Raw genomic sequence first — 18,528 nt, 5'->3', positions numbered from 1 at the left:
CGCACATGTGCGTTCCGTGTGCCGAAGTGTCGACAAGTTCGCGGATGTGCCCGCAAGTCGCCCGACGACGGGTCTAGCGTGGGCGATCGGGACGGTCCGGGACGTCCCGTACGGCGGTCGGGGGTCGTTCCGTACGACGGCAGGGGTTCCGTTCGATGCACGGGAACGCCGGTGGGACACTGGACCACGGACCAGCGGGCGTGCGACGGTGCATGCTCGCGGCCTCTGTGCTCCTGTGCGCCCCCACCCCGGGAACTGAGATCCTGACCGGGCGCATCCCTGTGGGTAGCCAGAACGGGGACTCGGCGCGGGACGCCGCGCGCGAGGACCGCGGGGGACCGAGCGGGGAAAGAAACAGCACGTCACCGGGGGGAAGAGGGGGAAGCAATGCCTCGTTGGAAGGCCTTGCCGGAGGAACTCGATCCGCAGATCAGAGAGTTCGCCAGCCAGTTGCGCCGGCTCGTGGACCGCAGCGAGCTGAGCATCGCGTCGCTGGCCGACGCGACGGGCTACAGCAAGACGTCCTGGGAGCGCTATCTGAACGGCCGGCTGCTCGCGCCCAAGGGCGCGATCGTGGCCCTGGCCGAGGTGACGGGGACCAACCCCGTCCACCTGACCACCATGTGGGAGCTTGCCGAGCGGGCCTGGAGCCGCTCGGAGATGCGCCACGACATGACCATGGAGGCCATCCGGATCTCGCAGGCGCGGGCCGCGCTCGGTGAGCTGGGCACGCCCGCGGTCGGCTCCCGGAACGGCCGGAGCGGCAAGTCGGGCCGGCACGGCGGCGGTGCGGCGGCGAAGCCGGGGATCGCCGGGCCTGCCGGTGTGGCGCCCACGCTGCCGCCGACGACCGTCCCCGCGCAGCCGACGGCCGCCGACAGCCCCGACTCGGCCGTCGGTCCGGTCCGGGGCGGCGGTACGCCCGGCGGGTTCTCGGGCTCGTCCTCCGGCGGTCCCTCCGACGGCAACTCGTGGGGGATCGCGGGGTACCGGGGGCCGTCACCGACCGGCGAGCGCGCGCCGCGCAACGGGACCCGGGCCGGTTCCGGTTCCGGTTCGGGGGCGTACGCGGGCGGTCCGGCCGCCGCCGCGCCGGTGCCGGACGGCCACGGGGCCGCGGGCACCCACGGCCGTCCCCCGCAGGGCGGCTCCGGGGCGCGGAACGGTGCCCCGGGGGGCGGCAAGCGGATGGGGACGTTCGTCGCGGGTGTCGTCGGCGTGCTCGTGGTGGTGGCCGGTGCCTTCTTCCTCCTCAACGGCGGCGGCGACAAGAAGGACGAGGGCACCGAGCCGTCCCCGTCGCCCACCGTGAGCACCAACCCCCAGCTGCCGCCCGGCGTGAAGTGCAGCGGCGACCAGTGCACCGGCAAGGACCCCGAGACCATGGGCTGCGGCGGCGAGCTGGTGACCACCGCCGCGAAGGCCACCGTCGGCACGGCGTCCGTCGAGGTCCGCTACAGCAAGGTCTGCGGCGCCGCGTGGGCCCGCGTCACCCAGGCCGGCCAGGGCGACGAGGTCCGGGTCAGCGCGGGCGGCAAGAACGAGCAGACGGGCAGTGTCGCCGGCGCCGGCGACACGGTCGCGTACACCCCGATGGTGGCGGTGAAGACCGCGGCCGACGCCAAGGCGTGCGTGACCCTGGCCGCGGGCGGCAAGGGCTGCACGGACTGAGCCCGGCCGCACCCGGCCCGGGCCTCGCGCCCGGGCCCGACCGTCCCGAGCCGCGGCTCGGGCGGCGATGCGGTGGGCCGTTCGGGGGAACCGCGGGCGTACGGAAGAAAATCTTCCTGTCATAGGCATGGGCGGCGGACTCGCGGGCACGCGAGAGATATCCCCCACGGGAGTCCGGCAACGGTCCCCGAACGGCGGTCGCCTCAGTCCCCCCCTCTCCCGGACCAGGCGGCCGCCTCTTCCTGTCCGCGGCCGGCGCACCGCATGACCCCTCCGGGTGACCGGAAGCGGTGCTGTGGGGTGGGCCACACCGACCCCGACGTCCCGGACACCGCGGGCGCGATAGCCTGACCGCTGGATCTCTCTTGACGCCAAGAGATCGATCATCCGTCGGTGATCCATCCGCACCGGTGATCGATCATCACGGCGGGCCGGTCACGAGCCGGAGCGGGATCCCGCACCCCGGGGCAGGGACCGCCCCACCGCCAGCTGTCATACGGAGAACGCCATGACCCGCACTCCCGTGAACGTCACCGTCACCGGCGCGGCCGGCCAGATCGGTTACGCCCTGCTCTTCCGCATCGCCTCCGGCCAGCTGCTCGGCGCGGACGTGCCGGTCAAGCTGCGCCTCCTGGAGATCACTCCGGCGCTCAAGGCCGCCGAGGGCACCGCGATGGAGCTGGACGACTGCGCGTTCCCGCTCCTGCAGGGCATCGAGATCACCGACGACCCGAACGTGGCCTTCGACGGCGCCAACGTCGCCCTCCTCGTCGGCGCCCGCCCCCGCACCAAGGGCATGGAGCGCGGTGACCTCCTCGAGGCCAACGGCGGCATCTTCAAGCCGCAGGGCAAGGCCATCAACGACCACGCCGCGGACGACATCAAGGTCCTCGTCGTCGGCAACCCGGCCAACACCAACGCCCTGATCGCCCAGGCCGCCGCCCCGGACGTACCGGCCGAGCGCTTCACCGCGATGACCCGCCTCGACCACAACCGCGCGCTGACCCAGCTCGCGAAGAAGACGGGCTCGACGGTCGCCGACATCAAGCGCCTGACCATCTGGGGCAACCACTCCGCCACCCAGTACCCGGACATCTTCCACGCCACGGTCGCCGGCAAGAACGCCGCCGAGGTCGTCAACGACGAGAAGTGGCTGGCCGACGACTTCATCCCGACCGTCGCCAAGCGCGGCGCGGCCATCATCGAGGCCCGTGGCGCGTCCTCGGCCGCCTCCGCCGCCAACGCCGCCATCGACCACGTGTACACGTGGGTCAACGGCACCGCCGAGGGCGACTGGACCTCCATGGGCATCCCGTCCGACGGCTCCTACGGCGTCCCGGAGGGCCTGATCTCCTCCTTCCCGGTCACCACCAAGGACGGGAAGTACGAGATCGTCCAGGGCCTGGACATCAACGAGTTCTCCCGCGCCCGCATCGACGCCTCCGTCAAGGAGCTGTCGGACGAGCGCGAGGCGGTTCGCGGTCTCGGCCTCCTCTGAGCCGACCCGCTCCGCGGGCCGCACGTCACGACCCCGCACGGGCTCCGTTCCGGTTTCGGCCGGAACGGAGCCCGTTGCCGTTTTCGCCGCTACCTTCGGAACACCGGGTTCGACGTGTTCGGGGGGTACGGATGAACGGCTGGCAGCGCGACGGTTCGGAGCCGGAGCCGGAGCCGGAGTCGCGAGCGGGGACGCAGGCGGAGCCGGAAACGGGCTCGGGCCACGGGCCGAGCGAGGAGAGAGGCCGGGCGGCCTGGACGCCGGACGGCGGGGACGGCGCGGACGGGCTGGCCGAACCGCCCGCCTGGGCCTCGGCCCAGACCCGTACGAGCCTCACCCCGCCGCCCCCGCTGCCGTCCGCGGTCCCGCCGCCTCGGTGGACCCCCGCCCCGACACCGCCGCCCGGCACACCCGACGCCGGGGACCCGACGCCCACCGCGCCCGACGCCGGGGGCGCGACGCCCGCCGGCCCGGCGCCCGCGGCCCCCTGGGCATCGAACTCCGCCGGCCCCGCGCCCGCGACCCCGTGGGCCCCGGACCCCGCAGGCCCGGCGCCTGCCGGCCCCTGGGCCCCCGATCCCGCCGGCCCGCCGCCCGGCGCCCCGGGGGCGCCACCCGCCCCCTGGACGTACGGACCCCAGCCCGCCCCCACCGCACCCCCGTACCAGCCGGCGCCACCCGGGCCGGGCCGCGGCTCCGGTCCCGGGCTGCGCCGGGTGCTGGTCGCCCTGACCGCGACGGCCGTCCTCGGCGCGGGCGTCGGTGCCGGGGTCTGGGCGCTCACCCGCGACGACGGCACCGACCGGGCGGGCGCCACCCCGGCCACGGGCGTCACCGTCACCAACGCGCCGACAGCCCCCGCCTCGGTCAGCGGGCCGACCTCCGACGCACCGGCAGCCTCACCGGACACCTCCGCCACCGCCACCACCGCATCCGTAGCCCCGTCCACCGCCCCCGGCTACCGCCACGCCCAGGACCCCGTCGGCTACGCGATCACCGTCCCGGAGGGCTGGCGGCGCCACGAGAAGCAGGGCGAGTCCGCCGCCGTCGTGACCTACGACTCCCCGGACGGCGGCCGCCAGCTGCAGATCTTCGCGCTGGTGGAGGAGACCCCGGCCGCCTCCCTGGACCTGGCCGAGAACGCCACCGGCTACGGATTCGCCCGGCAGCCCGGCTACCGCGCCCTCACCCGCAGCTCGGACGGCGACGCGTTCTCCGAGCTCGTCTACCGCTACGACGACGAGGACCGCGGCCCCCGCCAGGTGATCGACCACCGCTTCCGGGCCGCCGACGGCACCCTCTACGCCATCCGTTCCAGCGGTCCCGAGACGCTCGACGGCGCGCTGCTGCGCGAGCCGCTCACCACGGCGGTGGACTCCTTCTGCCCGGCCGGCGGGGAGTGCGCCTAGACGACGGCACGGACATGTCCGTGTTTGACCCTTTTCGCCCTTCTTCCCCGTGACCCACCGCACTTTCGGCCACCGATCCGGCATGCAACAGAGGGAAAAGGGCAGGGGCTCCCGGTCCCGAGAGTGACACGCGTGTGACGCAGGGGCACGGAACAGGAACGGAAGGCAGTACCGGATCATGGCGAACAGAACGGAAACCCGGGCAGCGCGGGCGCACCGGACCATTCACGCGGGCGGCGAGTGGCGGGAAGCGTCCTCCGGCGCGACGCGCGAGATCCTCGACCCCGCGGACGCCCTGCCCTTCGCCGTGGTCGCGGAGGGCGACGAGAAGGACACCGACCTCGCGGTGGCCGCCGCCCGGCGCGCCTTCGACACCGGCGACTGGCCGCGCACCCCGGTAGCCGAACGCGCCGCCCTGCTGCGCCGCGTCGCCGACCTGCTCGTCCGCGACCGCGAGGAACTCGGCCTGCTGGAGAGCCGCGACGCGGGCAAGACCGTCGAGGAGGGCCGGGTCGACATCGACTGCGTCGCCGACGCGTTCCGCTACTTCGCGGACCTGGTCGCCGGCGAGGCCCCCGGCCGGGTCGTCGACGCGGGCTCGCCCGACGTCCACAGCGTCGTCGTGCACGAGCCGGTCGGTGTCTGCGCGATGATCACGCCCTGGAACTACCCGCTGCTCCAGGCCAGTTGGAAGATCGCGCCCGCGCTCGCCGCCGGCAACACCTTCGTGATCAAGCCCAGCGAGATCACCCCGCTCACCACCGTCGCGCTGATCGACCTGCTGGTCGAGGCCGGGCTCCCCACCGGCGTCGCCAACATCGTCACCGGCCCCGGTCACACGGTCGGCGCCCGGCTCGCCGAGCACCCCGACGTCGACCTGGTCTCCTTCACCGGCGGCCTGGTCAGCGGCACCAAGGTCGCGCAGGCCGCCGCCGTCACCGTCAAGAAGGTCGCCCTCGAACTCGGCGGCAAGAACCCCAACGTCGTCTTCGCCGACGCCTGCGAGACCGAGGAGGGCTTCGACACCGCCGTCGACCAGGCCCTCAACGCCGCCTTCATCCACAGCGGCCAGGTCTGCTCCGCGGGCGGCCGGCTCATCGTCGAGGAATCGGTCCGCGAACGCTTCGTCGCCGAACTCGCCCGCCGCGCCGGGAGGATCCGCCTCGGCCGGGGCACCGAGGACGGCGTCGAGTGCGGCCCGCTCGTCTCCGAGCAGCAGCGCGCCAGGACCGAGGACTACGTCGCCTCCGCCCTCGCCGAGGGCGCCGTGCTGCGCTGCGGCGGCAAGCGCCCCGAGCCGTCGCCCGAGCGGCCCGAGAGCGGCTGGTTCTACGAGCCGACCGTCCTCGACCAGTGCCACCGCGAGATGCGGGTCGTCCGGGAGGAGGTCTTCGGACCGGTCCTGACCGTGGAGACCTTCCGCACCGAGGACGAGGCCGTCGCCCTCGCCAACGACACCGAGTACGGACTCGCCGGCGCCGTCTGGACCGCCGACGCGGGCCGCGCCCGCCGGGTCGCCGGCCGGCTGCGGCACGGCACCGTCTGGATCAACGACTTCCACCCCTACCTTCCGCAGGCGGAGTGGGGCGGCTTCGGCAAGAGCGGTGTCGGCCGCGAGCTGGGCCCCGCGGGCCTGGCCGAGTACCGCGAGACCAAGCACGTCTACCAGAACCTCGCGCCGCAGCCCGTCCGCTGGTTCGCCGGCTGACCTCCCCGCCCACCTCTCCCCGTCCCCACGCCCTTCTGGAGTACCCCCATGCCCGAGACCCCCCAGGTCTACGACTACGTCGTCATCGGCGGTGGCACCGCAGGCTCCGTCATCGCCGCCCGCCTCACCGAGAACCCGGACGTCACCGTCGCCGTCATCGAGGGCGGCCCCAGCGACGTCGGCCGCGACGACGTGCTGACCCTGCGCCGCTGGATGGGCCTGCTCGGCGGCGAGCTCGACTACGACTACCCCACCACCGAGCAGCCCCGCGGCAACTCCCACATCCGGCACAGCCGCGCCCGCGTGCTCGGCGGCTGCTCCTCCCACAACACCCTCATCGCCTTCAAGCCGCTGCCGTCCGACTGGGACGAGTGGGAGGCCGCGGGCGCCAAGGGCTGGGGCGCGGTGCAGATGGAGGCGTACTTCGCCCGGCTGGAGAACAACATCGTCCCGGTCGACGAGAAGGACCGGAACGCCATCGCCCGCGACTTCGTCGACGCGGCGCAGAAGGCACTCGAGGTGCCCCGCGTCGAGGGCTTCAACAAGAAGCCGTTCACCGAGGGCGTCGGCTTCTTCGACCTGGCCTACCACCCGGAGACCAACAAGCGTTCGTCGGCCTCGGTGGCGTACCTGCACCCGGTGATGGACGAGCGGCCCAACCTCACCCTCCTGCTGGAGACCTGGGCGTACAAGCTGGAGCTGGACGGCACCCGCGCCGAGGGCGTCCACGTCCGCACCAAGGACGGTGAGGAGATCCTGGTCAAGGCACGCAACGAGGTCGTGCTGTGCGCCGGAGCCGTCGACTCGCCGCGCCTGCTGCTGCACTCCGGCGTCGGCCCCCGCGAGGACCTCGAGGCGCTCGGCATACCCGTGGCGCTCGACCTGCCCGGCGTCGGCGAGAACCTGCTCGACCACCCCGAGTCGGTGATCGTGTGGGAGACGAACGGCCCCATCCCGGAGAACTCCGCAATGGACTCCGACGCCGGTCTGTTCGTGCGCCGCGACCCCGAACACGCGGGCCCCGACCTGATGTTCCACTTCTACCAGATCCCGTTCACGGACAACCCGGAGCGACTGGGCTACGAGCGACCGGAGTTCGGCGTCTCCATGACCCCGAACATCCCCAAGCCGAAGAGCCGCGGCCGCCTCTACCTCACCAGCGCCGACCCGGAGGTCAAGCCCGCCCTCGACTTCCGCTACTTCACCGACGAGGACGACTACGACGGCCGCACCCTGGTCGACGGCATCCGCATCGCCCGTGAGATCGCCAAGGCCGAGCCGCTCGCGCACTGGCTCAAGCGCGAGGTCTGCCCCGGCCCGGACATCACCGGCGACGAGGAGCTGAGCGAGTACGCCCGCAAGGTCGCGCACACCGTCTACCACCCGGCGGGCACCTGCCGGATGGGCGCCGCCGACGACGAGCAGGCCGTCGTGGACCCCGAGCTGCGCATCCGCGGCCTGGACGGCATCCGCATCGCCGACGCCTCCGTCTTCCCGACCATGCCCGCCGTGAATCCGATGATCGGTGTCCTCATGGTCGGGGAACGTGCCGTCGAGCTGATCGGTGGTGATGCCCGATGACCGCCACCGTCAACGGCACCACGCAGGTGCGGCCGCCGGTCTTCTCCGTGGACGGCCTGTGGAAGGTCTTCGGCCCGAAGGCCGCCCGCGTCCCCGGCGACCCGGAGCTCACCGCCCTGACCCCGGCCGAGCTGCGCACCCGCACCGGCTGCACGGCCGCCGTCCGCGACGTCTCCTTCGACGTCCGCAAGGGCGAGGTCTTCGTCGTCATGGGCCTGTCCGGCTCCGGCAAGTCCACGCTGGTGCGCTGCCTGACCCGGCTGATCGAGCCGACCGCGGGCACCATCGCCATCGACGGCGAGGACGTCCGCGCCATGGACCGGTCCCGGCTGCGCGAACTGCGCCGGCACCGCGCCGCGATGGTCTTCCAGCACTTCGGCCTGCTCCCGCACCGCACGGTCCTCGACAACGTGGCGTACGGCCTGGAGGTCCAGGGCATGGGCCGCGCAGAGCGCCGCGAACGCGCCGCCGCGATCGTCGCCAAGGTGGGCCTGGAGGGCCTGGAGCACCGCCGCCCCGGCCAGCTCTCCGGCGGCCAGCGCCAGCGCGTCGGCCTCGCCCGCGCCCTCGCCGTCGACCCCGAGGTGCTGCTCTTCGACGAGCCGTTCAGCGCGCTCGACCCGCTGATCCGGCGGGAGATGCAGGAGGAGGTCGTCCGGCTGCACCGCGAGGAGGGCCGCACGATGGTCTTCATCACCCACGACCTCCAGGAAGCCCTGAAGCTGGGCGACCGCATCGCCCTGATGCGCGACGGCCGCGTCGTGCAGCTCGGCACCCCGGAAGAGATCGTCGGCTCGCCCGCCGACGACTACGTCCGTGAGTTCGTCCGTGACGTCCCGCGCGAGCAGGTCCTGACGGTCCGTACGGCCATGCGCCCCGCCTCCTCCTCCGGCGAGGCCGGCACCGGCCCCGCGCTGCGCCCCGAGGCCACGGTGACCGAGGCCATCGAGGCGGTGGCCCGCGCCGGCTCCCCGGCCCGCGTGATGTCCGACGGCCGCTGCCTGGGCGTCATCGACGCGGACGCCCTGCTGTCGGTGGTGGCGGGCACGACCGACACAGCCCCAGCCACAGCCGCATCGGCCCCCGCCGCCGCAGCCGACCCAGCGGGCCCCGCCGACGCAGCTGCGGGCAGTCGTGCCGCTGCGGCGGCACGGGTGGGCGATGGGGGTTCCCCCGCTCGAGCGAAGCCGAGAGCGGGGGAGGCACCTGCGAAGCGCCGTGAGCCGACCGACCCCGCCCCCAGCGAGGAGCCGGTCTGATGGCAACGATCACCACAACGTCCCAGAAGGTGTCGCCGCCGGGCATCCTCACCCACCCCGCCGCCCGCAAGCTCCTCACGCTCGCCGTGGCCGCCGCCGTCCTCGTCCCCCTCGCCGTCACCCAGTGGCCCGGCGCGACCTGGCCCGCCGCCCTCACCGTCGACGTCTCCGCCCCGCTCGGCAGCGCCAGCGACTGGATCATCGACAACCGCGACAGCCACCCCCTCTTCCTCTACTTCTTCGGCCACATCAGCAACGCCGTCACCCTCGCCGTACGCGCCGTCTACCTCGCCCTCCTCGCCGTCGGCTGGGCCGGGGTCACCGCGATCGGCGCCCTGGTCGCCTGGCGCGCGGCCGGCGTGAAGCTGGCGCTGGGCACCGCCGCCGCGTTCCTGGCCTGCGGCCTGCTCGGCATGTGGGTACCGACGATGCAGACCCTCGCCCTGATGGTCGTCGCCGTCCTCGCGTCGGTCGCCGTGGGCGCCCTGCTGGGCCTCGCCGCCGGTCTGTCCGACCGGATGGACCGCGTCCTGCGCCCCGTGCTCGACACCATGCAGGTGCTGCCCGCCTTCGCCTACCTCCTCCCCGTCGTCCTGGTCTTCGGCATCGGCGTCCCCGCCGCCGTCCTGGCCACCGTCGTCTACGCCGCCCCGCCCATGGCCCGGCTCACCGCCCTCGGCCTGCGCGGCGCCGACAAGGAGGTCCTGGAGGCCGTCGAGTCCCTCGGCACGACCGCCCGCCAGCGGCTGCTGACCGCGCGCATCCCGCTGGCCCGCAAGGAACTCCTGCTCGGCCTCAACCAGACGATCATGATGGCGCTGTCCATGGCGGTCATCGCCTCCGTCATCGGCGCCGGCGGCCTCGGCGACCGCGTCTACCAGGCGCTCGCCTCCGTCGACGTCGGCGCCGCCCTCGCGGCCGGCATCCCGATCGTGCTGCTCGCCATCGTCCTGGACCGCGTCACCGGCGCGGCGGGGGAGCGGCTCGGAGAGGCCGGCAAGTCCCCGGTGACCTGGCTGTACGCCCTCGCCGCCGCCGTCGTCGTGGCGGTCGCCGGACGTCTCGCCGGCCTCCTCGACTGGCCCGAGGCGTGGGAGGTGAACATCGCCGAGCCCGTCAACCGGGCCGTCGACTGGATGACCGCGCACCTCTACTTCGGCGTCCCCGTCGTCGGCGGCACCGCGGACTGGGCCGCCCACTTCACCAGCTGGGTCCTCAACCCGCTGCGGGACGGCCTCCAGTGGCTGCCCTGGTGGTCCGTGCTGCTGATCGTCGCCGCCCTGGCCTGGCTGATCGGCACCTGGCGCACGGCCCTCACCGCCGTCCTCGCCATGGCCGCGATCGGCGTGCTCGGCGTGTGGAACCCCTCCCTGGACACGCTCTCCCAGGTGCTGGCGGCAGTCGCCGTGACCCTGGTCATCGGCTTCGCCACCGGCATCGCCGCCGCCCGCAGCGACCGCTTCGAACGCCTGCTGCGGCCCGTCCTGGACGTCTTCCAGACGATGCCGCAGTTCGTGTACCTGATCCCGGTCGTCGCCCTGTTCGGCGTGGGCCGGGCCCCCGCCGTCGCCGCCGCGGTCGTCTACGCCCTCCCGGCCGTCGTCCGCATCACCACCCAGGGGCTGCGCCAGGTCGACCCGGCCGCGATGGAGTCGGCCCGCTCGCTCGGCGCGACCAGCGGACAGCAACTGCGCCAGGTCCAGCTCCCGCTGGCCCGCCGGTCCCTGCTGCTCGCCGTCAACCAGGGCGTCGTCCTCGTCCTCGCCGTCGTCATCATCGGCGGCCTGGTCGGCGGTGGCGCGCTCGGCTACCAGGTCGTCTTCGGCCTGGCCCAGGGCGACCTGGCGACCGGCCTGGTGGCCGGAGCGGCGATCGTCTGCCTCGGCCTGATGCTCGACCGGGTCACCCAGCCCACCCAACGCCGTACGAAGAAGGGAGCCTGAGATGTCCCGCAAGCGGATCGCGGCGGCCGCCGCCGTGCTGGTGCTGGCCACCGGCTGCGGCGCCGCCGACATGACCAAGCAGGCGTCCCCGTTCGCGAACGCCCAGGGCGCGAAGACCGTCACCCTGTCCGTGCAGTCCTGGGTCGGCGCCCAGGCCAACGTGGCCGTCGCCCAGTACCTGCTGGAGCACGAGCTCGGCTACCGCGTCGACACCGTCCAGGTCGACGAGGTCCCCGCCTGGGACGCGCTCAGCCAGGGCCGGGTCGACGCCATCCTGGAGGACTGGGGCCACCCCGAGCAGGAACAGCGCTACGTCGCGGACAAGAAGACCATCGCCGCCGGCGGCGACCTCGGCGTCACCGGACACATCGGCTGGTTCGTCCCCACGTACTTCGCGAAGAAGCACCCGGACGTCACGAACTGGAAGAACCTGAACAAGTACGCCGAGCTGCTGCGCACCGCCGAGAGCGGCGGCAAGGGCCAGCTGATGGACGGCTCCCCGTCCTACGTCACCAACGACAAGGCGCTGGTGAAGAACCTGGGCCTGGACTACCAGGTCGTCTTCGCCGGCTCCGAGGCCGCTCAGATCACCCAGATGAAGCAGTTCGCCAAGGAGAAGAAGCCCTTCCTGACCTACTGGTACACGCCCCAGTGGCTGTTCGAGAAGGTCCCGATGACCGAGGTGAAGCTGCCGCCGTACAAGGAGGGCTGCGACGCCGACCCGGAGAAGGTCGACTGCGCCTATCCGGTCACGCCGCTGCAGAAGTACCTCAACGCCGGCTTCGCGAAGGACGGCGGCAAGGCGGCGGAGTTCCTCAGGAACTTCCGGTGGACGACCGAGGACCAGAACCAGGTCTCCCTGATGATCGCCGAGCAGAAGATGCGGCCCGAGGAGGCGGCGAAGAAGTGGGTGGACAGCCACGAGTCCGTCTGGCGGAAGTGGCTGCCCTGACCCTCACTTCGTCAGCTCCGCCGCGATCTCCCGCACCGCCCGCTCCGCGCGCCGCTGGAGACCCGGCCCGAACGTGACCCGGGTGGCCCCGAGTTCGCCGAGCTCGGCGGGCGAGGGGCCCTCCCCGGGCCGCGCGACGACGTTCACCGGCCCCTGGACACCGGCCCGCAGCAGGGGCAGCACGTCGACGGGGGCGCCGATCGGGTACACGCAGTCGGCGCCCGCGGCGACGTACAGCGCGGCACGCTCGATGGCCCGGTCCGGGTCCGCGATGCCCCGGACGAACGTGTCGACGCGGGCGTTCACGAGCAGCCGGTCCCCGGCCGCCGCCCGCACCTCGGCCAGCCATTCGGCGTGCTCGCGCGGGTCCTTGAGCACCCCGCCCGTGGAGTCCTCCAGGTTGCAGCCCACGGCACCCGCCGCCAGCAGCCGTTCCACCAGCTCCCCGGGTGCCAGCCCGTACCCGTCCTCCACGTCCGCCGACACCGGTACGTCGACGGCCCGGGCGATCCGCGCGACCGCCGCGAACATCTCGTCGGCCGGGGTCCGCCCGTCCTCGTACCCGAGCGAGGCGGCGACCCCGGCGCTGGGCGTCGCCAGCGCCGGGAACCCGGCCTGAGCGAACACGCGGGCGCTCGCCGCGTCCCAGGGGCCGGGCAGGACGAGGGGGTCGTCCGGCGCCCGGCCGTGGTGCAGGGCGCGGAACATGCCGACCTTGCTCATGGTGTGTAGCCCCCCGGCGGGACACGCCGGCCGACCATCACCCGGTTCCAGCTGTTGATGGCGGCGATCAGCCCGACGAGGTGGGCCAGCTCGCCGGCCGGGAAGTGCGCGGCGGCCCGCTCGTACACGGCGTCGGGCACGAAGCCGTCCGTCAGGACCGTCACCGCCTCGGTCAGCGCGAGCGCGGCCCGCTCCCGCTCGCTGTAGAGCTCCTCGGCCTCCTCCCAGGCGTCGAGCAGACCGAGCCGCTGCTCGCTCTCCCCGTTCTTCCGGGCGAGGGTGAGGTGCATGTCCAGGCAGAACGCGCAGTGGTTGATCTGCGAGGCCCGGACCATCACCAGCTCGGCGAGCGAGGGATCGCCGAGCCCCTTCTTCGCCGCCGCGCTGAGCGCGGACATGGCCTGCGCGACCTCCCGGTCCAGGAGCCGCGTGCGGACCGTCATCCGTGCTGTCCCGGCCGGTAGTGCCCCGGGGTCATGCGGCAGGTCACGCCGAAGCGGTTCCAGGCGTTGATCACCGTGATGACGGCGATGAGCTGCGCCAGCTCCGGCTCGTCGAAGTGCTTCGCGACCCTCTCGTAGACCTCGTCGGGGACGAAACCGTCCGTCAGCACGGTCACGGCCTCCGCCAGCTCCAGGGCCGCCAGCTCCTTCTCGGTGTAGAAGTGCCGCGACTCCTCCCAGGCGCTGAGCTGGATGATCCGCTCCACGCTCTCCCCGGCCGCGAGGGCGTCCTTGCTGTGCATGTCGACGCACAGGGCGCAGCGGTTGATCTGGGAGGCGCGGATCTTCACCAGCTCGTACAGCGTCGGGTCCACCCCCCGCCGGGCGGCCGTGTCCAGCCGGATCATCGCCTTGTACACATCGGGGGCGTGCTTGGCCCATTCCAGTCGTACGGGCAGTTCGGAGGCGTACTCCACGGTCGTCGTGTCATCGGTGTGCGTCGTCATGCCTCGACCCTAGGAACGAAGCAGCCCAGGAGTATGGTCCATTTCCATGGCGAAACCCTGGGCCACTCTCGGCGTCGACCTGCACCTGGAACCGGCCGGGCCGGGCCTGCGCCGCGGGCTGACCGACGCCCTGCGCGAGGCCGTCCGCACCGGCCGCCTGGCCGCAGGTACCCGGCTGCCCTCCTCCCGCTCCCTCGCCGCCGACCTCGGCATCGCCCGCAACACCGTCGCCGACGCCTACGCCGACCTCGTCGCCGAGGGCTGGCTCACCGCCCGCCAGGGCTCCGGCACCCGCGTCGCGGACCGCGCCGTCGTCCCGCCCGCCGGCCAGACGCCGCGCCCCCGCACCCGCACCCGCCCCGCCTACGACCTCCGCCCGGGCACGCCCGACCTGGCGTCCTTCCCGCGCGCGGAGTGGCTCCGGGCCGCCCGCCGCGCCCTCACCGCCGCCCCCCACGACGCCCTCGGCTACGGCGACCCCCGGGGCCGCCCGGAGCTGCGCACCGCGCTGGCCGGCTACCTCGCCCGGGCCCGCGGCGTGCGCGCCGACCCCGAACGCCTGCTGGTCCTCGGCGGGTTCGCGCACGGCCTGACCCTGCTCGCCGCCGTGCTGAAGGCGCGCGGCGTGCACACCGTCGCCGTCGAGTCGTACGGCCTCCACGTGCACCGCGACCTGCTGACCGCAGCCGGACTGCGCACCGTCCCGCTGCCCTTCGACGCGCGCGGCACCGACCCCGTCGGACCGGCCGGCGCGGGCGCCGTGCTGCTCACCCCCGCCCACCAGTTCCCGATGGGCGTGCCCCTGCACCCCGACCGGCGGGCCGCCGTCGTGGACTGGGCGCGGCGCACCGGCGGCCTGGTCCTGGAGGACGACTACGACGGCGAGTTCCGCTACGACCGCCAGCCCGTCGGCGCCCTCCAGGGCCTGGATCCCGACCGCGTCGTCTATCTCGGCACCGCGAGCAAGTCCCTCGCCCCCGGCCTGCGGCTGGCCTGGGCCGTGCTCCCGCCGGGCCTCGCCGACGACCTCACCGCGTCCCGCGGGGGCCTCGACACCAGCGGCGTGCTGGATCAGCTGACCCTGGCCGAGTTCCTCACCTCCGGCGCCTACGACCGTCACGTCCGCTCATCCCGCCTGCGCTACCGGCGCCGCCGGGACGCCCTGGTCGCGGCGCTCGCCGACCGCGCCCCCGAGGTGCGGGTCACCGGGATCGCGGCGGGTCTGCACGCCGTCCTCGGGCTGCCGCCCGGCACCGAGCAGCAGGTCGTCCGGGCGGCGGCCTGGCAGGGCCTCGCCCTGTACGGCCTGTCCCTCTTCCGGCACCCCGAGGCGGTGACGGAACCGCGGGACGCCGTGGTCGTCGGCTACGGCACCCCGCCCGACCATGCCTGGGCGGGGGCCCTGGACGCGCTGTGCCGGGCGCTGCCGTAGAGTCCACCCGCGGCGCGGGCCGTACACTCGATCGGCCCAACTGTCGTACAGGTGCTTGGACAACGGGGAGACAAGGACATGGCAGAGACCCGGCGACGGCTGCGGTCGAGCACCGTGGTGCTCGGCGGCATGGGAGTGCTCGCGGCGGCCCTCAGCGCGTGCGGCTCGGACCCCGACCGCCGCTGCGTGGACCGCGACAGCTACGACTACCTCAACGGCTACAAGGTCGTCGCCGACAAGAACTGCAAGTCGGGCTCGTCGGGCAGCTCCTCCGGCAAGGGCCGCAAGACCTCGCGCGTCACGGACGCCGACTGGTACTACGACGCCGACGTCAGCAAGGGCTGGGCCGACTCCGGCACCTTCAGTCGCGACGAGGCCGTCGACCGCGGCGGCTTCGGCTGCTCGGGCAACGGCAGCGGCGGCGGCTGAGCCCCCGTGGAACGCCGCACCGTCGCCCCCCGCCCCGGCTGGCAGCAGACCGTCGAGGAACAGGGGCTCATCTACCCCCTCACCCGCTACCCCGACGGCTCCCTGCGCCCCTACTGGGACGAGAGCGCCTACTACGTCTTCCCCCTGGACGAGGTCGAGGCGCTGGAGGAGGTCGTCGAGGAACTGCACCGCATGTGCCTGGCGGCGGCCGAGCATATCGTGACCGCCGGCCGCTTCACCGACCTCGGCATCACCGACCCGCGCGTCGTCCACGCGGTCACCGAGGCCTGGCGGCGGCGCGCCGAACTCCCCTCCGTGTACGCCCGCTTCGACCTTCGCTACGACGGAACGGGCCCGGCCAAGCTTCTGGAGTACAACGCCGACACCCCGACCTCACTGGTCGAGGCGGCCTCCCCGCAGTGGTTCTGGATGGAGGAGCGCTTCCCCGGCGCCGACCAGTGGAACTCGCTCCACGAGCGCCTCGTCGACGCCTGGAAGAAGCAGGCCGCCCTCCTTCCGCCGGGCAGTCCCCTGTACTTCGCGCACTCCTCGGACGACGAGCTCGGCGAGGACCTGATGACGGTCGCCTACCTCAAGGAGACCGCCGAGCAGGCCGGCCTGGCCACCGACTGGATCTCCATGGAGGAGATCGGCTGGGACCGCCTCTCCGGCCGCTTCGTCGACAACAAGCTCCGCTTCATCCGCAGCATCTTCAAGCTCTACCCGTGGGAGTGGCTCACCACCGACCGCTTCGCCGGCCACGTCCTGGACACCCTGGACAACGGCGGCGGCACCGGCACCACCCTGTGGATCGAGCCCGCCTGGAAGATGCTGCTCAGCAACAAGGCCCTGCTGGCGATCCTGTGGGAGCTGTACCCCGGCCACCCGAACCTCCTCCCGGCCTATCTGGACGGCCCGCGCGAGCTGGCCGGCGGCACGGGCTGGGTCGCCAAGCCCCTCCTCGGCCGCGAGGGTGCCGGCGTCACGATCCACGCCCCCGGCACCGACCCGACGCCCCGCGACGAACCCTGCTGCTACCAGCAGCTGGCCCCCCTGCCCACCTTCGACGGCAACCACGTCGTCCTGGGCGCGTGGGTCGTCGAGAACGAGTCGGCGGGCCTGGGCATCAGGGAGTCCTCGGGCCTGATCACGGACGAGTACGCGAGGTTCCTGCCCCACGTGATCCTTTGAAGGGACCTCGGGGTGAGCGCCCCTTAAGGGGCGCAGGGCCGTGACATATGCGGCTCCGCCGCGCAGGCGCTCCCGCATCCCGGACACCTCCCGCACCCCTCCGCGGGCCCGGGTACGCTGACCGTGGGCCGTGACTGGCGCGCTGGGATGGGACCAACCATCGGGGAGCGGCCCGAGCAACGAGAGCCGTGCGCCTGGGCCGACCCGAACGCCGACCACTACGTCCGGAGGTCCCCATGTCTGCCGAGCAGCAGCTCACCCCCGAGTCCGTCGCCTACCGAGCCGCGCTCGACGTCATCCGCACGGTGGAACCCCGCGTAGCGGACGCCATCGGCCAGGAGGTCGCCGACCAGCGCGAGATGCTCAAGCTGATCGCCTCCGAGAACTACGCCTCCCCGGCCACCCTGCTGACCATGGGCAACTGGTTCAGCGACAAGTACGCCGAGGGCACCGTCGGCCGCCGCTTCTACGCCGGCTGCCGCAACGTCGACACCGTCGAGTCCCTGGCCGCCGAGCACGCGCGCGAGCTCTTCGGCGCCCGCCACGCCTACGTCCAGCCGCACTCCGGCATCGACGCCAACCTGGTCGCCTTCTGGGCCGTGCTCGCCGACCGCGTGGAGGCGCCGTTCCTCCAGAAGACCGGCGTCCGCCAGATCAACGACCTCTCCGAGGCCGACTGGGCCGAGCTGCGCCAGGCCTTCGGCAACCAGCGCATGCTCGGCATGTCCCTCGACGCGGGCGGCCACCTCACCCACGGCTTCCGCCCGAACATCTCCGGCAAGATGTTCGACCAGCGGTCCTACGGCACGGACCCCGCGACCGGCCTCATCGACTACGAGGCCCTGCGGGCCCAGGCCCGCGAGTTCAAGCCGCTGATCCTCGTCGCCGGCTACTCCGCGTACCCCCGCCTGGTGAACTTCCGCATCATGCGCGAGATCGCCGACGAGGTCGGCGCGACCCTCATGGTCGACATGGCGCACTTCGCCGGCCTGGTCGCGGGCAAGGTCCTCACCGGCGACTTCGACCCGGTCCCGCACGCCCAGATCGTCACGACGACCACCCACAAGTCGCTGCGCGGCCCGCGCGGCGGCATGGTGCTGTGCGACGACTCCCTCAAGGACCAGGTCGACCGCGGCTGCCCGATGGTCCTCGGCGGCCCGCTCCCGCACGTCATGGCCGCCAAGGCCGTCGCCCTCGCCGAGGCCCGGCAGCCCGCGTTCCAGGACTACGCCCAGCGCATCGTCGACAACTCCCGCGCCCTCGCCGAGGGCCTGATGCGCCGCGGCGCCACCCTGGTGACGGGCGGCACGGACAACCACCTGAACCTGATCGACGTCGCGTCCTCCTACGGCCTCACCGGCCGCCAGGCCGAGCAGGCCCTGCTGGACTCCGGCATCGTCACCAACCGCAACGCCATCCCGGCCGACCCGAACGGCGCCTGGTACACCTCCGGCATCCGCATCGGCACCCCGGCGCTGACCACGCGGGGCCTCGGCACCGCCGAGATGGACGAGGTCGCGGGCCTCATCGACCGCGTCCTGACGGCCGCCGAGCCGGGCACCACCAAGTCGGGCGCCCCCTCCAAGGCGTCCCACGTCCTGGACGAGAAGGTCTCCGACGAGATCTCCCGCCGCGCGACGGACCTGGTGGCGGGCTTCCCGCTCTACCCGGAGATCGACCTGGGCTGACACGCCCCGAAAGGGGCGCGGGGAACTGCGCGCTCGGCCACGGACGGCCCGCAGTTCCCCACCCCGGGAGCCACCCTCCCGGCTCTGAGAGAATG

The 18,528-nt window shown here is 73.3% G+C and carries 15 protein-coding genes and 1 riboswitch; of the genes, 12 read left to right on the top strand and 3 right to left on the bottom strand.

The features are described from left to right. Nucleotides 1–387 precede the first annotated feature (387 nt). The 8 genes from IEZ05_RS06600 to IEZ05_RS06565 all read left to right on the top strand — a co-directional run bounded on the left by IEZ05_RS06600 (nt 388) and on the right by IEZ05_RS06565 (nt 12,021). Complete coding sequence (locus tag IEZ05_RS06600) at nt 388–1,671, top strand: XRE family transcriptional regulator (protein ID WP_189229052.1); 1,284 nt, start codon at nt 388–390, stop codon at nt 1,669–1,671. A gap of 508 nt (nt 1,672–2,179) precedes the next feature. Continuing rightward, the gene (locus tag IEZ05_RS06595) at nt 2,180–3,169 is read left to right on the top strand and encodes a malate dehydrogenase (RefSeq protein ID WP_189229051.1); all 990 of its coding nucleotides are present in this window, start codon (nt 2,180–2,182) and stop codon (nt 3,167–3,169) included. 131 nt (nt 3,170–3,300) lie between these two features. Continuing rightward, nucleotides 3,301–4,578, top strand: coding sequence for a hypothetical protein (locus IEZ05_RS36190; protein WP_229869585.1), 1,278 nt, complete (start codon nt 3,301–3,303; stop codon nt 4,576–4,578). 178 nt (nt 4,579–4,756) lie between these two features. Further along, nucleotides 4,757–6,286 (top strand): aldehyde dehydrogenase family protein, encoded by a 1,530-nt coding sequence (locus IEZ05_RS06585; RefSeq protein WP_189229050.1) that lies wholly within the window; start codon nt 4,757–4,759, stop codon nt 6,284–6,286. Between the two features lie 48 nt (nt 6,287–6,334). Then, nucleotides 6,335–7,867, top strand: coding sequence for a GMC family oxidoreductase (locus IEZ05_RS06580; RefSeq protein WP_189229049.1), 1,533 nt, complete (start codon nt 6,335–6,337; stop codon nt 7,865–7,867). Next, nucleotides 7,864–9,126 carry a quaternary amine ABC transporter ATP-binding protein gene (locus IEZ05_RS06575; protein WP_189229048.1) on the top strand — a complete coding sequence of 421 codons (1,263 nt, stop codon included), beginning with the start codon at nt 7,864–7,866 and terminating at the stop codon, nt 9,124–9,126. The genes IEZ05_RS06580 and IEZ05_RS06575 overlap by 4 nt, the downstream gene beginning before the upstream one ends. Further along, nucleotides 9,126–11,069 carry an ABC transporter permease gene (locus IEZ05_RS06570; RefSeq protein ID WP_189229047.1) on the top strand — a complete coding sequence of 648 codons (1,944 nt, stop codon included), beginning with the start codon at nt 9,126–9,128 and terminating at the stop codon, nt 11,067–11,069. The genes IEZ05_RS06575 and IEZ05_RS06570 overlap by 1 nt, the downstream gene beginning before the upstream one ends. Nucleotide 11,070: 1 nt before the next feature. Then, nucleotides 11,071–12,021, top strand: a complete 951-nt coding sequence (locus IEZ05_RS06565; protein ID WP_189229046.1) for an ABC transporter substrate-binding protein — start codon at nt 11,071–11,073, stop codon at nt 12,019–12,021. Between the two features lie 3 nt (nt 12,022–12,024). Here the strand turns inward: IEZ05_RS06565 and IEZ05_RS06560 are convergent, their stop codons facing one another. Genes IEZ05_RS06560 through IEZ05_RS06550 form a run of 3 tightly spaced genes read right to left on the bottom strand, consistent with a single transcriptional unit; the run spans nt 12,025 to nt 13,693 of the window. Beyond that, complete coding sequence (locus tag IEZ05_RS06560; RefSeq protein ID WP_189229045.1) at nt 12,025–12,744, bottom strand: isocitrate lyase/PEP mutase family protein; 720 nt, start codon at nt 12,742–12,744, stop codon at nt 12,025–12,027. Then, a complete protein-coding gene (locus IEZ05_RS06555) occupies nt 12,741–13,187 on the bottom strand; it encodes a carboxymuconolactone decarboxylase family protein (protein WP_189229044.1) in 447 nt (148 codons plus the stop codon). Before IEZ05_RS06555 ends, IEZ05_RS06560 begins: the two co-directional genes overlap by 4 nt. Beyond that, nucleotides 13,184–13,693 carry a carboxymuconolactone decarboxylase family protein gene (locus IEZ05_RS06550; protein WP_189229043.1) on the bottom strand — a complete coding sequence of 170 codons (510 nt, stop codon included), beginning with the start codon at nt 13,691–13,693 and terminating at the stop codon, nt 13,184–13,186. Before IEZ05_RS06550 ends, IEZ05_RS06555 begins: the two co-directional genes overlap by 4 nt. Nucleotides 13,694–13,739: 46 nt before the next feature. Between IEZ05_RS06550 and pdxR the strand changes: the two genes are divergently transcribed. The 4 genes from pdxR (at nt 13,740) to IEZ05_RS06530 (ending at nt 18,433) form a co-directional block, all read left to right on the top strand. After that, nucleotides 13,740–15,125 carry a MocR-like pyridoxine biosynthesis transcription factor PdxR gene (gene pdxR / locus IEZ05_RS06545; protein WP_189229042.1) on the top strand — a complete coding sequence of 462 codons (1,386 nt, stop codon included), beginning with the start codon at nt 13,740–13,742 and terminating at the stop codon, nt 15,123–15,125. Between the two features lie 78 nt (nt 15,126–15,203). Continuing rightward, nucleotides 15,204–15,554: a hypothetical protein gene (locus IEZ05_RS06540; protein ID WP_189229041.1), complete on the top strand. Its 351-nt coding sequence runs from the start codon at nt 15,204–15,206 to the stop codon at nt 15,552–15,554. Nucleotides 15,555–15,560: 6 nt separating this feature from the next. Next, nucleotides 15,561–16,745, top strand: coding sequence for a glutathionylspermidine synthase family protein (locus IEZ05_RS06535; RefSeq protein WP_189229040.1), 1,185 nt, complete (start codon nt 15,561–15,563; stop codon nt 16,743–16,745). A gap of 120 nt (nt 16,746–16,865) precedes the next feature. After that, nucleotides 16,866–16,952: riboswitch (ZMP/ZTP riboswitch) on the top strand. A 29-nt stretch (nt 16,953–16,981) separates the two neighbouring features. Beyond that, nucleotides 16,982–18,433, top strand: a complete 1,452-nt coding sequence (locus tag IEZ05_RS06530) for a glycine hydroxymethyltransferase (RefSeq protein WP_189229039.1) — start codon at nt 16,982–16,984, stop codon at nt 18,431–18,433. The last annotated feature ends 95 nt before the right edge of the window (nt 18,434–18,528 follow it).

The sequence above is a fragment of the Streptomyces flaveolus genome, assembly GCF_014648815.1.
GTDB classification, from domain to species: Bacteria; Actinomycetota; Actinomycetes; order Streptomycetales; family Streptomycetaceae; genus Streptomyces; species Streptomyces flaveolus.
Note: the sequence above shows the minus strand (reverse complement) of the source record. Positions and strands in the feature narration are given on the sequence as shown.